Here is a 19,917-nt window from a genome sequence, read left to right on the forward strand (position 1 = left end):
CGACCCATCGAACAAGCCTCCATCGCTCATTCAATCAAATCTGATTTGCGACAAAAGCGGAATCCCGATTCAACCAAGTCGCAAACCGCTCTAGGCATTTTGCCTGATGTGCTTACGCGGCCTTACGGCGAGCATGGTGATATGGCGCCCTCGAACGGCGCCCGGTTTTCCATCAACCGGAGGTCAAAAATGCCTGTCTCTTCCGCCGCTCTGGCCGGTACCCAACGCACGATCGATTCCTATGAAGGTTGTGCCGATGAATATAGCCGCATCGTTGATCCGTTTCCCGCGCCCAGCCTGGAGGCGGCCTTGCGTCAGGTCGCCATCGCCGCCGGCAAAGGCGGCCGGGTCCTTGAGATCGGATCAGGCCCTGGGTGGGATGCGGATTTCCTCGAGACACAGGGCGTTTTGGTAAGGCGAACCGATGCCACGCGGCGGTTTCTTGAGCTGCAGGCAGCACGCGGCAAGGCAGGCGAGTTCCTCAACGTCATCACCGACGACCTCGGCGGCCCTTACGATGCGGTGATCGCTCTCTGTGTTCTCATCCACGTGCCTCGCCACCAGACCGGCCAGGTCCTCGAAAAGATCGCCGCCGCGCTGCGCCCCGGCGGCGTCTTCCTGGTGACGATGCGGGATGGAGACGGCGAGACGAGCGGCGCCTACCATATGACCTATTGGCGCCGGGACGACTTCGCGTTGTGCATCAAGGCGGCCGGCCTGAATCTCGAATGGGACGCCTACCGCATGAGCCGCAACGGCGAAGCCTGGAACACCTTTTATGCTCGACGGCCGGGTTGACGCGCCGCATCTTATGCGGCTTCGCGATTGCCGAGGCTAGTTATTTCCAGCTCGTATAATCGGCGGCGGTGCAACCGAACGGCGCACGATCCTGGCCAAACCGCTTCTTCAGCTGATCGCATCCCCACTGGTTCAGCGGCGCCGGCATGAGATTGTTGATGTCCATGCCAGGCGATTGGAATTGTGTCGGGGAACTCGTGACGTACCAAAGCCAGAAGCCGCCAACACCGACGACGATCAGAAGCAAGGTGCCGAAGAAAAGCCGCAGCCGCTTCCAGATCGATACCGTCCTCTTTGGTTCTTCGATCAACACCGGTGCATGCTGATCGCCGTCTTGCTGATGCGCCAGGGGTGCGAGAGCCGCTGTGCGCTCGGCATCCGTAAGCTCGACCCGCTGCAGACGATCGTCCAGAAGCACCGGCAGGGCCGTATTGCCGTGCCTGACGGCCATTCCGATCGCCTTGCCATTGGCTTCCCCGACGATCAGCGGTTCCTGTCCGCTCTTCATGCGCGTGTAAGCCGATCGCCCGGTTTTGTCGGCGGCAATCTTGTCATTGTAGGTGATGGAAAGGACGCCGCGCTTGCGGTCGAATGCGCTGATCTCGACCGGGATAGGGATCAGTCTGGCAGGCCGGCGCAATTGCCCCTTGACCCGCCAGATACGCATACCGAGAAAAATCATACCCAGGCTCATGCCGCCAAGCAGAACCACAAACACAGTGAGCGTGATGATCCTGTTCCACAGCATGTCCAGACCCAGGCTCATCGTCGCGAGCTCCGGATGATCGGCGGAAATCACAAGATCGGTTTCATAATCGCCGGTATGGAAATCGACGAACATGACCTCGACTTCGGTGTCGTAGTTTCGTCCGCCGTAGCTATAGACAAGGCGTGCCTCGCAGTCGGTAAAGACTGCCTTACGTGTCGTGCATTTCCCGTTTTGCACGTCGCCGTTTTCGAGCACCAAAGGGTTCTGATTGATCTGGAAATCGCGGATCACGCCCGGTGCTTCCGAGATGAATAGAAAGATCGCCAATGCCAGGATAATGGGCGTTGCCCAGAAGTAGGCGTTCGGCGTGGAGATGACGTTGCGCGCCAGTGAAAGCGGGCGGCTGGGGAGAACAAGCGAAGACAATGGCGCAGACCCCTCATGTGACAGCGCAGCGCGCCGGTAAAGCTTCAGACGGCAGCCGATGAGGACGAGCGAAGTTGGCGTCATGCATACCGGCTTGCACAATCCCATTGTGTGATACCGATCTACAACCTGATGCGAGCGATCGGCAATCCCTTTCTACACGCGCGAGCAATCCTACGTTGATTCCGTCGACAACGCGGGCGCCACGAGACAGAAATTTCAGCGATGCCTCCGAACGCCGCATCGAGACGATAAAAAACTCGGATGGTCAGGCGATCGGCTGTCGGGAGCCGGATTGACCCTCGACGAAACTGTTGCCTCTTTGTCTTTAAAGTTGCGTCACCTGCATGAAGGTTGATAGAGGAGCAGCGGCGGTATAGTTTCGCTTTCGCAAATCGACGAATGACACAAGGAATAGTTATCTCATGCCGACAGGTACGGTTAAATTCTTCAATGACGACAAGGGTTTCGGCTTTATCACCCCCGAGGATGGCGGACAGGACGTGTTCGTGCACGTGTCTGCGCTGCAGCGCGGCGGTTCGCTCCGCGAAGGCGACAAGGTCAGCTTCGACGTCGGACAGGATCGCAAGACCGGAAAATCGAAGGCTGAGAACGTCTCAACCCTCTGATCGAAAGTCGAAGATTGCCCAACCCGCTTTAAGCGGGTTGGGCTCGCCGTCGCGCCCTATGACGTGACGGCGATAGTCGAGGTCTGTGTCGTTTTCGGATACCGGGACGGCAAGAGTGCTCTACGTATTCACGTCAGACATATGCGAGGCTCTCTCTACGCCTCCGACAGAATGCTCTCGGCTGCCTTCTCGGCAATCATGATCACCGGCGAATTGGTGTTGCCCGAGACGATGGTCGGCATGATCGAGGCGTCGACGACTCGCAGCTTCGCCAGCCCATGCACCCGCAATTGCGAATCAACCACCGCCGTCGTGTCGCTGCCCATTTTACAGGTGCCGACCGGATGGAAGATCGTTGTGGCGATATCGCCGGCGCGGCGGATCAGGTCCTCATCACTTTGGTATTCCGTGCCCGGCAGCATCTCCTGCGGCCGGTACTTGGCGATGGCGCCGGCCTTCATCAGCCGGCGGGCATGCCGGATAGATTTTGTCGCCACGATCCGGTCGCCGACGGTCGAAAGATAATTCGGGCGGATGTCCGGCGCCACGGAAAAGTCCGGGCCGCCGACATGCACGCTGCCGCGGCTTTCCGGCCGCAGATTGCAGACGGAGACGGTGACGGCCGGATATTTGTGCAGCGGCTCGCCCAGCCGGTCGGTGCTCAAGGGCTGCACGTGATATTCGAGATCGGCCGTGGCAACCGCCGGATCGCTCTTGGCAAAGATGCCAAGCTGGCTCGGCGCCATGGATAGCGGCCCGGACCGGCGCAGCATATATTCAAGCCCCATGCCCGCCCGGGTGAACAGGTTGTGATAGAGTTGGTTCAGCGTCTTTGCGCCCTCGATGCGGAAAACCGTGCGGATCTGCAGATGGTCCTGCAGGTTTTCGCCGACACCGGCAAGTTCATGGGTGACATCCAGTCCGGCCGCGGACAACACATGCGGGCGGCCAACCCCTGACAGTTCCAGGATTTTCGGTGAATTGATCGCACCGGCAGACAGAATAACCTCGCGGCCGGCGCGCGCCAGATGAGTTTGGCCGTTCAGCCGGAACCGCACGCCGGCCACCATCCTGCCGTCGAATTCCAGCCGCTCGGTTTCGGCGCCGGTCAGCACGCGCAGATTGGCCCGCTTCATCGCCGGGCGCAGAAAGGCCTTGGTCGTGTTCCAGCGCAGGCCGCCGCGTTGATTGACCTCGAAATAGCCTGACCCCTCATTGTCGCCATCGTTGAAATCGTCGGTTTTCGCAATGCCGAGTTCTTCGGCCGCATCGCGAAAGGCATCGAGGATCGGCCAGGAAAGCCGTTGCTTTTCCACCCGCCATTCGCCGCCTGCCCCGTGCATGCGCGACTTGCCGCGGTAATTGTCCTCGGATTTCAGGAAATAGGGCAGCACGTCGTCCCAGCCCCAGCCGGAATTGCCCGCCTGCCGCCAGCCGTCGTAATCGGCCGCCTGGCCGCGCATGTAGATCATGCCGTTGATCGACGAGCAGCCACCCAGGACTTTTCCACGCGGATAGGGCAGCGAGCGGCCGTTCAGCCCGGCTTCTTCAGCCGTCTTCATCATCCAGTCGGTGCGGGGATTGCCCATGCAGTAGAGATAGCCGATCGGCACATGCACCCAGTGATACCGGTCGCTGCCGCCGGCTTCGAGCAGCAGGACGCGGTTTTTCGGATCGGCCGACAGCCGGTTGGCCAGAACGCATCCCGCCGATCCCGCGCCGACGATGATGTAATCGTAGCTTCCGGCCTCGATGGCCGCATCGTTCACACGCATGTTCACGCCGCCACTCCCGCTGCCGCCGGCGGAACCGCCGTCAGACGCCGCCACAGCGGCGCCATCGCCTCGGCGATTTCGAGATAGAGAGCGTAGCGGCGCGCATAATGCCCCTCAAGCGAGACATCCGGCTGGTAATGCCGCGCGGTCTGCACCATTGAAGCAGCGCCGGCGCCGAAGTCGGCGAAGATGCCGACGCCGGTTCCCGCTGCAATCGCTGCCCCTAGCGCACCGGTTTCACGCGAGCGGGCCACGGTGACGGGAACGCCGAGCACATCGGCAAAGATCTGCGGCCAGATCAGGCTGCGCGAGCCGCCGCCGGACAGCATGGCTTCGTTGAAATCTGCACCGGCCTTGCGGATCGTCTCGATGTGCTGGCGATGGCCGAAGGCGACGCCTTCGAGAAGCGCGCGCACGAGATGCCCCTTGCTGTGCCAGCCGGCAAGTCCGTAGAAGCCGGCGCGCGCGTGGCCGTCCTGCTGGGCGCCGTAGAGATAGGGATGATAGAGCGGGTCGTCTGCCGCGGGCTTGATCGCCGCGGCCAGCGCGCAGCAGGCATCGAAGGGCGAGACGCCTTGCGCATGCTCGCCTTCGAAGAACTCCCGCACCAGCCATTCGAGATTGGCAGCCGAGGTGGCGCTGTTTTCCATCGCCATGTAGCGGGTGCGGTCGAAAGTCGAGGACATGAACACCGGGCCGTCGAGGTCGGGACCGTCGATGACGACCTGGTTGATGCTCCAGGTGCCGGCAATGATCGAGGCGCTGCCGGTGCGCGAAACGCCAGAGCCGAGCGCCGAGGCGACGACGTCGAACAGTCCGCCGACCACCGGCGTACCGGCCGCGAGCCCGGTTTGCGTCGCCACCTCTTCCGTTACCGCGCCGGCAATGTCGGCGCTTTCGATGAGCGGCGGCAGGAGGTCCATGCAATCGCCCAGTCCATAGGCCTCCATCAGCGCCTTGTCGTAGCAGCGCGCGGCAAGATCGAGCAAACCGGCTCCCGACATGTCGGACACCTCGCTGACGCGGCGGCCGGTCAGGCGGTTGACGATAAAATCCTTGGAGAAGAACACCGTGCCGATGCACTCGAACAGTTCCGGCCGGTGGCGCTTAAGCCAGGCAAGCAATGTCGGCGTCTGGGACGGCCACGGACGCTGTCGGGCAATCGGATAGGTTCGGTCTCCGACGCCGGCCTCCCGCCATTCGTCGACCAGCCCGGCTGCCCGCGTGTCGAGCGACTGGATGGCGAGCAGCGGAGCGCCGTCGCGATCGAGCGCATAGAGACCGTTGCCATGCCCGGCGCAGCCGATCGCGGCGATCTCCTCCGGCCGGATCCTTGCCTTTTCGATGCAGGCGCGGATGACCTGCCGCGCATTCGTCCAGAGTTCGTCCAGCCCCCGCTCGACATGTCCCGGGCTCGGCATGCGGCTGTGCCCCTCCTCGGAGGCAGCCCCGATCTCGTTGCCGTGCCGGTCGAAAATCACCGCCTTGATGACGGTATTTCCGGCGTCGAGCCCCAGAAGATAGTCTCCCATGCAGAACCCCTCCGAAGGTTCGAAATCGCAACTCAGCCCTGCTGATAGAGCGCAAAGGCCTGTTCGCCGCTCGCATCCTCATGCACGATCGCCATCAGCCCGCGCACCACGGCACTCGGATTGGCGTGCTGATAGATGTTGCGCCCATAGACCATGCCCACCGCGCCCTGCCGCATCAAGGCCGCCGACTTGTCGAAGACGGCGCGAAGATCTTCTTTGCCGCCGCCGCGGACGAGAACCGGGCAGCGGGCTGCCTCCACCACCCTGTGGAAATCCTCGGCATTGGTGGTCGGATCCGCCTTGACAATATCGGCGCCCATTTCGCGAGCGAGCCGCGTCAGCGTGACGATCTTGTCGGCGTCGCCATCGACCATGTAACCACCCTTTTCGGTGACCGGCTGCATCACCAGCGGCTCGATCATCAGCGGCATGCCATACTTGTCGCAATCGGCCCGCACGCGGGAAATATTCTCAACGCACTGGCGAAACAGGTCCGGCTCGTCCGGCAGCATGAACAGGTTGACGACGACGCAGGCCGCATCCATCTCGATCGCGCCGATCAACGGCTCGGCCTTGTTCTGCAGCACCGCCCACATGTCGCGGTGGCGTATGCGGTTATACGGATTGCCCATGTCGATGCGCATGACCAGCGCCGGCTTGTCCTTGCCGGGCATGTCCTGCAGCAGGTCCGCCTGGCCGTAGTTCATCTGGATCGCATCCGGCCCGGCAGAGACCAGGGCGCCGACGACGGCCTGAATATCCTCCAGCCCGTCGAGGAAAGACGGCTCGTTGCAAACGCCGTGATCGATCGCCACGTCGAGGCAGCGGCCGCGGCCGAACAGCCGGTTCATCCGGACTTTGCTGTTGTGTCGCATTCTGTGCTCCTTGGTTCGTTCCTTGCGGAAAGCATGTCTTCGTCGACGCCGTGGCGTTCGTTGAGAAGGGTGAGAAAACGATCGCGCTCGCCGGCACGACGGCCCGGCGTCCAGCGCTTTTCCTGCGCCAGCAGGTCGAGAACGGCATCCGTCATGTCGAGCGAAAGCTCGCCCGAAACGGCAAGCGTGGTGCGCCGCAAAAGCAGGTCGTCCAGATGTTCCACCGCTTCATCGCGGATCAGCAGCTGCAATTCGCGCGTGGTGTAGCCGGCGTGCGGCAGGGCTGCATCCTGGCCTGCCGCGATGAAACCGGCAATCGGCTCGGCATCCGTGCCGTATCGGCCAAACAACTCAGCCATGCGCCCGGCGGAAAGATCCTTGCCGCTTGCCGCCTGCGCCAGCCAGACGGATCTGTTGGCCGGAAATGCCCGCCCGCCGCCGATCGGCCGGTCGGTTGTCGCAACCCGGCGCCTTCTGCCGAGCTTTTCCAGAGCCTGGTCTGCCGCCAGTTCGCCGAAGGAGCGGAATGTCGTCCACTTGCCGCCGATCATGCAGAGCACCGGCGGCCTGCCCTCGGACGGCTCCAGCACGGTGCAGAAATGATCGCGCGGGATGCGTCCGGTAAAACTGTCGGTGCTGGCCGGCAGCGGCCGCACGCCGGCAAACCGGAAAACGATCTGCTCCGGCCGGATGGTGATATCAGGCAGCACGAAGGCGAGCGATTGCAGGATATAATCCCGCTCCTCCGCCTCGCAGCGCACCGTTTCCGGATCATTAACACGGATATCGGTAGAACCGACGAGCACCTTGCCGAGATAGGGAAACAGGATACAGATCCGCCCGTCCTCGTTCTCGTAGTAGATCATGTGATCGGCAAGTGCGTCGCGCAGATCCGCATTGTCGATGATCAGATGCGAGCCCTTGGTGCCGCCGATCAGCGGCGCCGGCCGGGCCTCCTGAGAAAACAGGGTTCGATTGGCAACGTCGATCCAGCCGCCGGTGGCGTTGATGATCAGCGCCGGCTCGACGGCGACGGACGCGCCGCCTATCCGGTCTTCGACGCGATACCCGCCATTTTCCATCCGACGCAGTTCGGCATAGTTCAGTGCCATCGCGCCGGGTTCGGCTGAAAGAGCATCCTGCAGAAGCTCGATGCCCAGCCGCTCGGGGTGGCTGACCCAGGCGTCGAAATAGGTGGCCGAACTCTTGATGTCGGGATTGAGCGCCGGCCACTTGGCAAGCGTCGTGCGCCGGCCGCGAAACTGGTGGCGCGGCATCAGCGCGCGCTTGCGCGTCAGGAAATCATAGATGCTGAGGCCCGCTTTGATGGCGACGGCGCCGCGGCGGCTCGGGCGGCGGCTGAGACCCAGGAAGCGGACGATGCCATTGCCGAGGCCGGAAAAGATATCGAATACCGGCACTGTCGTCGGCAGCGGCGCGACATAATGCGGCGCGTTGCGCAGCAGCCGGTCGCGCTCGACCAGCGATTCCTGCACCAGCTTGAATTCGCCGTTTTCAAGATAGCGAAGCCCGCCATGCACCATGCGCGACAGCGCCGAACTGGCGCCGGAGCAATAATCGTGCTTTTCGACGAGCAGCACATTCAGCCCCTGCAGCGCCAGCTCCCGAAAGACGCTGATGCCGTTGATGCCGCCGCCGATGATACACACGTCCACCTTCGGGCTGCGGCGAAGCCCGTCCAATATTTCTTCACGTTTCATGATGGCGATCCGCTATCTCATATCAGTCAGTGTCGCCGCTATGGCCGTATCGATAGCCGCACGATCGGCCGCATCCAGCCGGATGGTCCCGGCCCGTGCATTGTCGATCGCCTGTGCCGGATTGCGCGCACCGCAGAGCGCAAAGGTCACGCCGGGCTGCGCCAGCGTCCAGGCAATCACGGTCTGGGCGATGCTAGCGCCGTGTTTTTCGGCGACCGGCCGGATGGCGTCGGCAAGCGCCATTGCCTTCCGGCGGTTGCCGACCGAAAAGCGCGGATTGTCCTTGCGCTGGTCGTCGCCTGAGAACACCCGGTCCGGACCGATCGTGCCGGACAGCAACCCCAGCGCCAGGGACGAGTAGCTCAGCGTCGCTATGCCGTTCGCCCTGGTCAGCGGCAGAAGCTCCGCCTCGATCTCGCGGTCGATCATGCTGAACCGCTCCTGGATGGCGTCGAGGCCACCGGCCGCGATATAGGCATCGAGATCGTCGCGACTGACATTGCTTGCGCCGATCGCCCGGATCTTGCCCGCTGTGCGCAGATCTTCCAGCGCCCGCATGGTTTCCTCGACCGAGGTCGTCGGGTCCTGCCAATGGGTGATGTAGAGGTCGATATAGTCGGTTCCGAGCCGCCTCAGGCTTTCCTCGACCTCATGCAGGATCGCATCGCGGCCGAGATAGCGGTGGACCGGCTTGCCGTCCTGATCGAAGAAATGACGACCCTTCTGCGTATGCCAGACAAGGCCGCATTTGGTGGCAATGACAGCCTTGTCGCGGCGGCCGGTCAAGGCCTTGCCGACGATTTCCTCGGAACGTCCAAGCCCGTAGGCCGGCGCCGTGTCGATCAGCGTCACGCCAGCATCGAGCGATGCCTGGATCGCGGCGATCGATTCGCTTTCGTCGGTCCCGCCCCACATCCAGCCGCCGATCGCCCAGGTGCCCAGGCCGACCGCCGAGGCGGAGACGCCGGATTTACCGATCTCGCGTGTCAATTGCTCCGCGCTCATGCCCATTTCCCTTCGCCATTCGCCAGTGCCAGCACCCGCGCACCCGTCGCCTCATCGGTCACCAGCGTATCCAGGTGATTGCCGCGGAGAACGCTGAGGATCGGGCCCGCCTTGTTCGGCCCGCTCGCGACACCGATCTTGATGGGGATCGACGCGAATTCCGGCAGCGTCAACGACACCAGCGAACGATTGAGGCTGTAATCGCAGACCCGACCATGATCATCGAGCAGATGCGCCAGCAATTCGCAGGAGGCGCCGGACCGCTCGATCGCGGCGCGGTCGGTGCTTGAGGAGGGATGCAGGTCGTAATAGCTGGAATCGTCCGACAGGATCGAACCAATGCCGACCACGGCCACCTTCGCCTCGCGCGCCCGTTTGAAAACGTCTGCGACGGACCGCATGTTGATCAGCATCGCCCGCTGCTCGGCATCGTCGGCAAAGAGCGGGGCGTGGATCTGGTAGGAACGCCCGCCAAGCCGGTCGGCCATCAAGGTCGAGACGTGGTTGACGTCGGTATAGTGCTTGCCCTGCACGCAGCCGGTTGCCGGAATGACTTCGACATCGAAACGGCGCGGCGGCTGCAGGCCGGCGACGACGGCGCTCACGCCTTTGCCGCCGGTGATGCAGATCGTATCGCCGTCGACGATCTCTTCCAGCAGCAAGCGCGCGGCGGCTTCGCCGACGGCTTGCAGTGCCGTCTGCGGATTGTCGGACACCGTCGGCACGACCACGGCGCGGCCGATGCCGCCGAGCGCCCGCAGCTGTTCTTCCATATCGACCAGCGGCTCGACCGGCGACTTGATCTTGATCTCGACCAGGCCGAGTTGGCGGCCGCGCTTGATCAGGCGGTTGACGGTGGCGTGCGAAATGCCGAGCTGATCGGCAATCTGCGCCTGTGTCAGCCCTTCGAGGAAATGCAGAACCAGAGCCTGGTGCATCTGCCGGGCGATGACGATTTCCTCGCGCGGCGCGTTTGCGGGTTTGAGTTTGGCTATCGGCATATCAGGCAGCCTTCCGCTTGTGCAGGAAATGATCGATCGAGACGGCGGCAAGCAGAATGCAGCCTTTGATCATGTCTTGCCAATAGACGGACACGTCGAGCAAGATCAACGAGCTTGTGACGACCGACAGCAGGGCAATCCCGAGAATTGCGCCGAGGATCGTGCCTGAGCCGCCGTTCAGCGACGCACCGCCAATCACCGCGGCGGCGATGATGTTGAGCTCCATGCCGACGCCGAAGGTCGGGGTCGCGGCGCCGAAGCGTGACATGTAGATCACGCCGGCAACACCGGACAGCGTGGCGCAGAGCACCGTCACCCAGAACTTCACCTGGTTGGTCTTGATGCCGGAATAGAGCGCCGCCTTCTCATTGCTGCCGGTGTAGAACACCTTGCGGAAGGCGGTTGCCCGGCGCAGCAGGAAATCGAACAGCACGACGACGGCAACGAAGATCAGGATCACATAGGGGACGCCGGAGAACGTGCCCTGCCCGACCGCCTTGAACGAGGGCGGCAAGGTGAACAGCGACAGCGGCGTGCCCTTGGTGATGATCAGGCAGACGCCGCGTACGATCACCATCGCCGCCAGCGAGGTGATGAAGTGGTTGAGCCCGACGACCGTGACGAAGAAGCCCATGACGCAGCCGATCAGGCCGCTGGCAAGGATGCCGATCAGGGATGCGCTCCACGGATCGAGCCCCAGCAGGAACAACGAGCCCGACAGCACCATCGAGAAGCAGACGACCGAGCCGACCGACAGGTCGATGCCGCCGACGATCAACAGGATGGTCATGCCGACGACGACGATCCCTTCGACCGAGAACGACATCAGCATCGCCCGGAAATTGCCGAGCGTCAGAAAATGCGGCGAGGCAAAGCTCATGACGATGCACAGCGCCAGAATGATTGCGATCAGTCCAGCCTCGCGCATCGTCCCCAGCCGTTTCCAGCCGGGCGCGCGTGCCTGATGTGCCCCTGTCAACGTAGCATCCGCCATGACCTTGTCTCCCGCCCCTGCGTTTTCTTTATGCGGCATGCTCGGATGCCCTTGCGTGACTGCCGATCCCCGATGCGAGCCGCATGATCGCTTCCTCAGTCATCGTCTCGCCCTCGACCTCGCCTGCAACCGTCCCTTCGTGGATCACCAGCACCCGGTCGCACAGGCCGAGAAGCTCCGGCAATTCCGACGAGATGACGACGATGCCGATGCCGGAGTGCGCGAGATCGCGCAGCAGCCGGTGGATTTCCGATTTGGCGCCGACATCGATGCCGCGCGTCGGCTCGTCCATCAGGATGACCTTGGGATTGACCGCCAGTTGCTTGGCAATCGCCACCTTCTGCTGGTTTCCGCCCGACAGCGACGAGACCGGCATGTCGATGCCGCCCATCCGCACGCCGAGCCGCCGCACCAGGTCGCGGGCGCGATCCGCCTCGGCCCTGGAATTCAGCAGTCCCAGCGGTCCGGTCAGCGATTTCAAATCGAGAACCGCAATGTTCTGGGCGATGGAAAGATCGAGAAATATACCGGAACCTTTCCGGTCTTCCGAAAGGTAGACGACGCCCGCCTGCGCGGCCTGCGCATAGGAGCGCGTCGGCAGCCGCTGCCCATGCAATTGCACCTCGCCTGTGATCACCGGCCGCAATCCGCAGATACCTTCGGCGATCTCGGTGCGGCCGGAGCCGATCAGCCCGCCGACACCCAGAATTTCGCCCTTGCGCAGGTCGAAGCTTACATCCGTGAAGCGGCTGCCGTCGCCGAGATGGCGAACGCTCAGAATGGTCTCGCCGGTCCGTTCCGCCGGCGCCTGCTTCTCAGGATAGAGCTGGGTGATCTCGCGCCCGACCATGCGACGCACCACGTCATCCGGCGTCAAATCCGCCACCTTCTCCGTCGAGACATAGCGGCCGTCGCGAAACACGGTGACCCGGTCGCACAGGCTGAAGATTTCGGCCATGCGGTGGCTGATATAGATGATCGAAATACCCTGCGCCTTGAGGTCGCGGATGATGCCGAACAGCACCTGCGTCTCCGATTCCGTCAGCGCTGCCGTCGGTTCGTCGAAGATCAGCACCCGGCAATCGAGCGTCAGCGCCTTGGCGATCTCGACGAGCTGCTGGCTGGAAATAGACAGGTCGCCGACTTTGCGGCGGACGTCGATCGGCGCCAGCCGGTTCATCACGAGCTGCGCGTCGCGCTCCAGCCTGCCGTAATTCATGAAAGGCGAGCGGCGGCGGTTGGTCGCGGCCATGAACATGTTCTCGGCCACCGTCGCATCTGGGCAGAGCGCGATTTCCTGATGCACGAGGCCGAGCCCGAGCGACTGCGCCACGGCCGGCGACGTCACTTTTACCGGCGCGCCATCGACGAAAACCTCCCCCTCGGTGGGCTGCAGCACGCCGGCAATGATGTTCATCAGCGTCGATTTTCCCGCGCCGTTTTCGCCGCAAAGCGCATGAACCTCGCCTTTCTCAAGGCTGAAGCGCACTTCAGTCAACGCCTTCACCGCACCGAAGTGCTTGCTGACATTGCGGATTTCCAGAACCGGCACCGACGCCATCATTGTTTCCTCCTCACTTCCGCGGTGGCTGTCCGGACCATTGCCCGGACAGCCGACCAAAAGGCCTACTCCTCGATGCCCTTGGTGCCCCGTCGCTTCAGGTATTTGTCCCAGTAGAAGTCATCGGCATTATCCGCCGTGACGATCGACAGGCCGTTGTCGACGAACGGAATACTCATCGGATTGAAGCTGGCGCGCTTGGCGTCGTTCATCGGGTCGATAAGTTCGGGATGCTTGGCCAGCCACAGGAGCATGAAGCCCATGTAACCCTGCATGCCCTGGTTCGGGTTGATCGAGCCGAACACTTCGCCCGCCTTGATCATGTCGAGGATGTTGGCGTTGACGTCGGCGCACATCACCAGGATCTTGCCGCCGCTTTCCTTGTTGGCCTGCGAAGCGCCGATCGCCGAGTTCGCTTCCGGCATGAAGACGGCGCCAAGGTTCGGATGGGCCTGCACCAGGCTCATCAGGCCCTGATAGGCCTTGTTCGGGTCCTGGTTGGACGCAGCGCGGCCGACCAGCTTCATATCGGGATATTTTTCGTCCATGCGGGCGATGAAAGCGGCGATACGCTTGTCGTGGTTGTCCTGGCCCGGATTTTCCAGAACGGCATATTCGCCCTTGCCGCCCATCTTTTCGGCAATCGCATCGGCCGCATAGGTGCCTTCGCGGGTATTGTCCGAAGTGATGAACGAGATGCGCTTGGAGAGCGGCGCATCGGCGGCGAAGGTGACGACCGCCGTGCCCTGGCCGATCGCCCGGTTGATCGGCTCGATGAACGGGTCGGAGTTCATCGGATGAACAAGGATACCGGCCGGGTTCTGGGCCAGCGCCTGGTCGAAAGTGGCGATCTGCTTGTTGACGTCATATTCCGGGGTGCCGGTATAGGCTGTCTCGCAACCGAGCTGCTGACCGGCCTGCTTGAACATCTCATAGACCGGGAACCAATATTCGACGCCCGAGACCATGACGTTCATGACGTATTTTTCGCCCGGTTTGCAGCGGAACGGATTTTCGGCGCCCGCGCTGGCTGCGCCGGCAAATAACGTCGATGCGAGGACCGCCAATGCGGTCGTGCTTAAAAATCTGCGCAAGTTTCCTCCTCGAGGCCGAAGCCCCTCCCAAATATCCGGCGGCGCCTGAGCGGCTGCCGATGATCCATTGAAGACCGGAGTTCCTCCTCGAAGTCCGGTATGAGCAGGTAATCCTAACGGCAAAGTTATGTCAATATAATTCATACGTTGAAATATATTTCAACGCAGCCAACGAAGGGCCACTATGAGCGCAACCGTTTCCTAACGAAGGACGCCGGCTTCCTCAGCTGCGGCTTTGAATGCCAATGCGGCCGCGGCTGAATCGGCTCGCCCGTTGACGGCGTCCGTGCAGATCTTCTTCGCGACGGCGAAGGATGCCGCTTTTTCACGCGGCCAGCAGGTCATGAGATATGCGAGCGCGTCCCTGCTGTTGCGGATACTCTTAGGGTGGTCGCCATCCCCGATGACCTCAACGGGCTGGTCCCAAAAATCATGGCGCATCGACATCTCCTCTGCTCGCGGCTATCGGCTGAACGTCATCTGTGCGGCCTCGTTCCAGCATGGGACTTTGGTCCTAATCAGATCGGGCGAGGGATTTGTGCGCGCACACGGCATGGGCTGTTCTCGGCCACTGGATTGTGATCCTTCTTGGCTCTACAGCAAGGGACGTATTCCGAGCCCATCCATTGAGGTGCAATTCATCCATGACAAAGAAAGTTTATCTCGCCGGTCCCGAAGTCTTCCTTCCGAACGCCCGTGAAATGCTCGACCGGAAAGCAGCGCTTGCCCGCGAGGCCGGGCTTCTCCCACTCTCACCAGGCGATCTGGAAATCCCGCAGACGAATTCGAAGCGCGAGCGGGCGGCGGCGATAAACGCGGTGGACGAGAAGATGATGATGGAGGCCGACGCCATCATCGCCAATCTGACGCCGTTTCGCGGCATTGCCGCCGATACCGGCACGGCCTTCGAACTCGGCTTTATGTGCGCGAGCGGCAAGCCTGTCTTCGCCTATACGAATGTGGCGAGGGATCACAGCGGACGGGTGAGCGATCTTTATGGCGGGGCCGTCGCCTATGACGCCGAAGGTCGGCTGCGAGACCCGAACGGGATTGCCATCGAGGATTTCGGCCTGGCCGACAATCTCATGCTGCACGCCGGGATCGAGCGGCGCGGCGGCGTCCTCATCGTCGGGGACGCGCCTCGCGATGCGCTCTATACCGATTTAGCCGCGTTCAAGACGTGTCTCGCCATCGCTGTCGAGAAGCTGCGATAGAAGCGGCCGAGCGGTCAGCAACGGTGCCGAGCCGGGCTCGGCACCGTTGCTGGGAATAGCAGCCCGCCGTCAGACCAGACCCGGCACGACGAACACCAGCCAGGCGACGATCGGGCCGATGATGGCAATCAGCGCGCTGTAGACCAGCAGCTGCTTGAGGACCTGCTCTCGCCTGTCATCCGGCGCATTGGCGACGACAAGGGCGCCATTGGTGGAAAACGGGCTGGTATCGACGATCGTGGTCGAGATTGCGATCGCGGCAACCACGCCGACGGCACTGATATGTCCTTGCAACAGGAATGGAACGGCGAGAGGGATGATCGCGCCGAGCAGCGCGGTCGAGGATGCAAAGGCCGAGACGATTGCACCGGTAAAGCAAAGCAGAAGCGCCACCAGCAGCGGCATGCCCAGACTGGATATGCCGTGCGCCACATAGTCGACCGTCCCGGCTTTTTCCATCACGCCGACATAGGTGATGATGCCTGATATCAGCAGCACGGTCGACCAACTGACCTTGTCGATCGCCGCTTTCTGGGTCTTTGGCGACAGCAGCGCCAGGGCGACGGCCACCGTCATTGCGACGAGGCCGACGTTGAACTTGAAAACCAGGGCGCCGACGCCAAGCGCCGTCAAGCCGATCAGGGTGGTAATTCTCTGATTGTCGAGGCGCAGCTTCGTCGCGGTATCGGCCGCCGTGCCATAGGCGTGTTCCCTGATCGGTTTTGCCGGCGTGCCGCCATGGCCTCTGATCGACGCCGATACGCCCTCGGGATGCAGTTCAGGCAAGGGGCCGATTGATGCGGCGTCATGCTTCTTCACTCTGGCGCCGCCGAAAACGAAAAAGACCAGCACCGATATCGCCAGGTTGAAGAAGAAGCTGGAGAGAAACAACGACGTCGGCGCAAAAGGTAGGCCGGCCTTCTCGACGATCTGGTTGGTGATGCCGCCATAGATGCTGATCGGTGAAAAGCCGCCCGCCTGCGCTCCGTGGATCACCATCAGGCCCATCATGACAGGGTGAATGCGGTACTGCACGGCAAAGCTTAACGCGACGGGCGCGAGGATGGCGACCGCGGCCGGGCCAAGAGCACCGAAACCGGTAATCACGGCGGCGACGAGGAACATCACCCAGGGAATCAAGGCGATCCGCCCGCGCACCAGGCGGACGGCACATTCGACCAGCCAGTCGATCGTGCCGTTGATCTGCGCGATGGCGAACAGGTAGGTGACGGCCACGAGCGTCAGGAACAGGTCGCTCGGAAAGCCGGCGAAAATATCGCTGGTTTTCATGCCGATGACCATGGAGCCGAGCACGAAGGCGCCGGCAAAGGCCAGCGCGCCCATGTTGATCGGCTGGATCGTGGCAACGACAAACATAGCGACCAGCAGTCCTATGGATAGCAATTCAATGCCCATGATTCCCCTCCCTCCGACGCCTCAGGCGCCGTAGTTGCTGTTTTCAAGATTGATGCGGAATACGGCGCACCCTCCTCCCAGAGGGCGCGGTCGTCTTACGTCACGGCGTAAAGATCGGCATATTGCTGCCGCAGGATGTTTTTCTGAACCTTGCCCATCGTGTTGCGCGGCAGGTCCTCGACGAAAATGATGCGCTTGGGCTGTTTGTAGCGGGCAAGACGGTCCTGGAGGGCGCTGACGATGGTCTTTTCATCCAGGACGGCGCCGGACTTGCGCACGACGACGGCGGTCACGCCTTCTCCGAAATCGGGATGCGGCACGCCGATCACAGCGCTCTCGACCACACCCTCGATCTGGTCGATCTCACCTTCGACCTCTTTCGGATAGATGTTGTATCCACCCGAAATCACCAGATCCTTTCCACGGCCGACAATGTGGACGTAGCCTTGCCGGTCGATCTTGCCGAGATCGCCGCTGGTGAAGAAACCGTCGGCGGTGAATTCGGCCGCGGTCTTTTCCGGCATGCGCCAATAGCCTTTGAAGACGTTCGGCCCCTTGATCTCGATCATGCCGGTTTGTTCAGGCGGCAGCACTTGCCCCGTGGCGGGATCGGTTACCCGCACCGCCACGTCAGGCAGAGGAAAACCGACCGTTCCGGCAATCCGTTCACCGTCATAGGGGTTCGACGTGTTCATATTGGTCTCCGTCATGCCGTAGCGCTCGAGAATCGCATGACCGGTCCGTGCCTGGAACTCGGTATGTGTTTCTGCAAGCAGCGGAGCCGAACCGGAAATGAAGAGGCGGATGCTGGCGACCGTCTCTCTGTCGAGGCGCGGGCTTTGCAGGAGCCGCACGTAGAAGGTCGGCACCCCCATCAGCATCGTCGCCTGCGGCATCAGCAACAGCACCGCATCCGGATCGAACTTCGACAGCAGGAACATCGAGGCGCCGGCAAGCAGTGTGACATTCGTGGCGACGAACAGCCCGTGCGTGTGAAAGATCGGCAAGGCATGGATCAGCCGATCGTCGGCCGTGACGCGCCAATAATCCCGCAAGGTCAGGGCGTTCGAGAGCAGGTTCCCATGGGTGAGCATCGCGCCCTTGGAACGGCCCGTCGTTCCTGACGTGTAGAGGATCGCCGCCAGATCGTCGGCGGAGCGCGAGGCATCGACGAAGTCGGCCGGTTCATCGCGCGCAAGATCGAGCAACGAGCCGCTGCCGTCAGTGTCGAGCGTTTCGACGATCGCGCCGTGCGCCTTCGCGATCGTCTCCACGCCCGCTCGGGCAGCCGACGCAACAACCACCAAACGCGGCTCGGCGTCGCCGATAAAGTAGTCGAGTTCAGCCAGCGTATATGCCGTGTTGAGCGGCAGGTAGACCGCCCCGCTGCGAAGACAGGCGAGATAGAGGATCAACGCCTCGGCACTCTTCTCGACTTGAACCGCCACTCGATCGCCCGGGCGAATGCCGAGCGCATCCATGGCGCTGGCAATGCGGCCGGAAAGAGCGAATGCGTCATCGTAGGTCCATGTGCGCGTGCTATCGATCCGAATGAACGGTGCGTCACCGGGCGCGGCTGCCCGCATGGCGTCGAAAAGATGGTTGCTCACTTTCGCCCTCCTCCAAGCGTTGAGTTCATGATCTGTGCGAATGGCCGCGAGCCTTGCTGGCCATTGCCGCTGCTGCGGCTTTCGTCGTGCTGGTTGGCCAGGTTTTTGACGGCCGGCGAGGCAATCACTTCGCCGCGCTGCGCCAGCGCCTCGTGGTTGGCCACGATATCGTCGAGCTTATAGAGGTAATTGACCATCAGACCGTGTGCCTGCTGCATCGCCTTGGGCGAGCGGTCGCCCAGAAAATTCAGTCTTTCGAGCCGGGCGCCATTGCCGAGATGGAAGCGGGCGACGGGATCGACGGGGCGCCCCTCCGGCGTCCGCTCGATCAGGAAATAGCGTGCAGCAAGCGGCAGCAGCACACGCTCCATTTCGGTTGCCGTATCCTCGTTGTCAGGCCAGTTCGGATCGTCCAGCAGCATCAGCGTTTTGCGGGCCGCCTCCGGCAGCGACCGGTCGGCGGCTGAAGCGCGCGCCTTGGCAAGCCAGCGGGCAAAGCCTGGAACGGGCGACAGCGTGACGAAATTCTTCAGGCCGGGCAGGTCTCTGCGCAGGTCTTCCACGACCTGCTTGATCAGGAAGTTGCCGAACGAGATTCCGCGCAAGCCATCCTGGCAGTTCGAGATCGAATAGAAGACCGCCGTCGTCGCCTCGTCGGCATTGATTTGCTCCCTGCCCTCGTCGAGCACATCGCCGATCGCGCCGGGCACCGATCGTGTGAGCGCCACCTCGACGAACACCAGCGGCTCGTCGGCCAGCCGGGGATGAAAAAAGGCAAAGCATCGGCGGTCGGACGGTGCCAAACGACGGCGCAACTCCTCCCAGCCGGCGATCTCGTGCACGGCTTCGTATTTTATGATTTTTTCAAGAATGCAAGCCGGCGTCGACCAGTCGATCGGGCGCAGCGTCAGAAAACCACGATTGAACCAGGAGCCGAACAGATGCGTGAAGTCCGCGTCAAGGGCATCATAGCCTGCGGATTGGTCTTTGGAAGCAAGCAATTGCTGGCGCATCCGGACGAGTTTGGCGGTGCCGTTCGGCGCGTGATTCAACCGCCGCAGAAGCTCCTGTCGCCTTGGCTCGGCTGCCTGGTGGAGAGCAATGATGACGGCCGAGCTTTTGTCAGTGCGATAATTTTCAATCGCCTGGTCGAGCTTGGCCGTGTCGGGGCCGAACTTTTCGTGAAGCATATGGAGGAATGCCTGCGCGCCGTCGCTGTCGAGCGCCTCCCAGCGATCGAGTATCTCGGCCGCAAGGGCCATGCCCGACGCTTCGCCTCGGCTCGATAGCAACATGTCACAGAGCGTCTGGAGATCAGCCTTGGCTGCGGCCTGCGTGGCGCGCGAACCGGAAAACAGAAGCTGGCGGCCGCGGTCCGTAATGCTCTGCAGCATGTCGGTGAAGAAGGAAGTCTCGGACATGCCATTCTCCTCTCTGCCGGATGGCCGGCGGCATTATGCACGGTATTTAACGGCTGCTTCCCATCGCGGAACTTCATCGGTAGTATGTAGATTGCCACCTTTCGTACACGAGATAAATAATCTTGTATACGAGAAA

The 19,917-nt window shown here is 62.1% G+C and carries 17 protein-coding genes; 3 read left to right on the top strand and 14 right to left on the bottom strand.

Translation table 11 applies throughout. The features are described from left to right. Positions 1 to 189 precede the first annotated feature (189 nt). The gene (locus BBJ66_RS16180; protein WP_071088311.1) at positions 190 to 798 is read left to right on the top strand and encodes a class I SAM-dependent DNA methyltransferase; all 609 of its coding nucleotides are present in this window, start codon (positions 190 to 192) and stop codon (positions 796 to 798) included. Positions 799 to 838: 40 nt separating this feature from the next. Here BBJ66_RS16180 and BBJ66_RS16185 read toward each other — a convergent pair whose 3' ends face one another. Further along, positions 839 to 1,933 (bottom strand): hypothetical protein, encoded by a 1,095-nt coding sequence (locus BBJ66_RS16185; RefSeq protein WP_049731139.1) that lies wholly within the window; start codon positions 1,931 to 1,933, stop codon positions 839 to 841. A gap of 425 nt (positions 1,934 to 2,358) precedes the next feature. Between BBJ66_RS16185 and BBJ66_RS16190 the strand changes: the two genes are divergently transcribed. Next, positions 2,359 to 2,562 carry a cold-shock protein gene (locus BBJ66_RS16190; RefSeq protein ID WP_003572688.1) on the top strand — a complete coding sequence of 68 codons (204 nt, stop codon included), beginning with the start codon at positions 2,359 to 2,361 and terminating at the stop codon, positions 2,560 to 2,562. A 155-nt stretch (positions 2,563 to 2,717) separates the two neighbouring features. On the opposite strand, the gene BBJ66_RS16195 is transcribed toward BBJ66_RS16190, so the two are convergent. The 10 genes from BBJ66_RS16195 to BBJ66_RS16240 all read right to left on the bottom strand — a co-directional run bounded on the left by BBJ66_RS16195 (position 2,718) and on the right by BBJ66_RS16240 (position 14,567). Then, on the bottom strand, positions 2,718 to 4,337 hold the full coding sequence (locus BBJ66_RS16195) for a GMC family oxidoreductase (protein WP_443217136.1): 1,620 nt from the start codon (positions 4,335 to 4,337) through the stop codon (positions 2,718 to 2,720). Positions 4,338 to 4,339: 2 nt separating this feature from the next. Next, the gene (locus tag BBJ66_RS16200) at positions 4,340 to 5,869 is read right to left on the bottom strand and encodes an FGGY-family carbohydrate kinase (protein ID WP_071088313.1); all 1,530 of its coding nucleotides are present in this window, start codon (positions 5,867 to 5,869) and stop codon (positions 4,340 to 4,342) included. Positions 5,870 to 5,901: 32 nt separating this feature from the next. Further along, positions 5,902 to 6,744: a class I fructose-bisphosphate aldolase gene (locus BBJ66_RS16205; RefSeq protein WP_049731070.1), complete on the bottom strand. Its 843-nt coding sequence runs from the start codon at positions 6,742 to 6,744 to the stop codon at positions 5,902 to 5,904. Then, positions 6,717 to 8,465 (bottom strand): glycerol-3-phosphate dehydrogenase/oxidase, encoded by a 1,749-nt coding sequence (locus BBJ66_RS16210; protein ID WP_071088315.1) that lies wholly within the window; start codon positions 8,463 to 8,465, stop codon positions 6,717 to 6,719. Before BBJ66_RS16210 ends, BBJ66_RS16205 begins: the two co-directional genes overlap by 28 nt. Before the next feature lie 12 nt (positions 8,466 to 8,477). After that, complete coding sequence (locus tag BBJ66_RS16215) at positions 8,478 to 9,470, bottom strand: aldo/keto reductase (RefSeq protein WP_071088317.1); 993 nt, start codon at positions 9,468 to 9,470, stop codon at positions 8,478 to 8,480. Further along, positions 9,467 to 10,471, bottom strand: a complete 1,005-nt coding sequence (locus BBJ66_RS16220; RefSeq protein ID WP_071088319.1) for a sugar-binding transcriptional regulator — start codon at positions 10,469 to 10,471, stop codon at positions 9,467 to 9,469. Before BBJ66_RS16220 ends, BBJ66_RS16215 begins: the two co-directional genes overlap by 4 nt. A 1-nt stretch (position 10,472) precedes the next feature. Next, positions 10,473 to 11,465, bottom strand: coding sequence for an ABC transporter permease (locus BBJ66_RS16225; RefSeq protein WP_116429645.1), 993 nt, complete (start codon positions 11,463 to 11,465; stop codon positions 10,473 to 10,475). 28 nt (positions 11,466 to 11,493) lie between these two features. Continuing rightward, entirely contained in the window at positions 11,494 to 13,026 is a 1,533-nt protein-coding gene (locus BBJ66_RS16230; RefSeq protein ID WP_071088321.1) for a sugar ABC transporter ATP-binding protein, read from the bottom strand. Positions 13,027 to 13,091: 65 nt separating this feature from the next. Next, complete coding sequence (locus tag BBJ66_RS16235) at positions 13,092 to 14,120, bottom strand: substrate-binding domain-containing protein (RefSeq protein ID WP_049731065.1); 1,029 nt, start codon at positions 14,118 to 14,120, stop codon at positions 13,092 to 13,094. Between the two features lie 201 nt (positions 14,121 to 14,321). Continuing rightward, a complete protein-coding gene (locus BBJ66_RS16240; protein ID WP_443217135.1) occupies positions 14,322 to 14,567 on the bottom strand; it encodes a DUF982 domain-containing protein in 246 nt (81 codons plus the stop codon). 197 nt (positions 14,568 to 14,764) lie between these two features. Here BBJ66_RS16240 and BBJ66_RS16245 point away from each other — a divergent pair, with 197 nt between their 5' ends. Continuing rightward, positions 14,765 to 15,334 carry a nucleoside 2-deoxyribosyltransferase gene (locus tag BBJ66_RS16245; protein WP_071088325.1) on the top strand — a complete coding sequence of 190 codons (570 nt, stop codon included), beginning with the start codon at positions 14,765 to 14,767 and terminating at the stop codon, positions 15,332 to 15,334. Positions 15,335 to 15,403: 69 nt separating this feature from the next. Here the strand turns inward: BBJ66_RS16245 and BBJ66_RS16250 are convergent, their stop codons facing one another. The 3 genes from BBJ66_RS16250 to BBJ66_RS16260 form a co-directional block, all read right to left on the bottom strand. After that, complete coding sequence (locus BBJ66_RS16250) at positions 15,404 to 16,750, bottom strand: SLC13 family permease (RefSeq protein ID WP_071088327.1); 1,347 nt, start codon at positions 16,748 to 16,750, stop codon at positions 15,404 to 15,406. Between the two features lie 95 nt (positions 16,751 to 16,845). Then, complete coding sequence (locus BBJ66_RS16255; RefSeq protein ID WP_071088329.1) at positions 16,846 to 18,360, bottom strand: malonate--CoA ligase; 1,515 nt, start codon at positions 18,358 to 18,360, stop codon at positions 16,846 to 16,848. Beyond that, positions 18,357 to 19,781, bottom strand: a complete 1,425-nt coding sequence (locus tag BBJ66_RS16260) for a malonyl-CoA decarboxylase (RefSeq protein WP_071088331.1) — start codon at positions 19,779 to 19,781, stop codon at positions 18,357 to 18,359. Before BBJ66_RS16260 ends, BBJ66_RS16255 begins: the two co-directional genes overlap by 4 nt. Positions 19,782 to 19,917 lie beyond the last annotated feature (136 nt).

It is taken from the genome of Rhizobium sp. RSm-3 (assembly GCF_001854685.1).
Classification (GTDB): Bacteria; Pseudomonadota; Alphaproteobacteria; order Rhizobiales; family Rhizobiaceae; genus Rhizobium; species Rhizobium ecuadorense.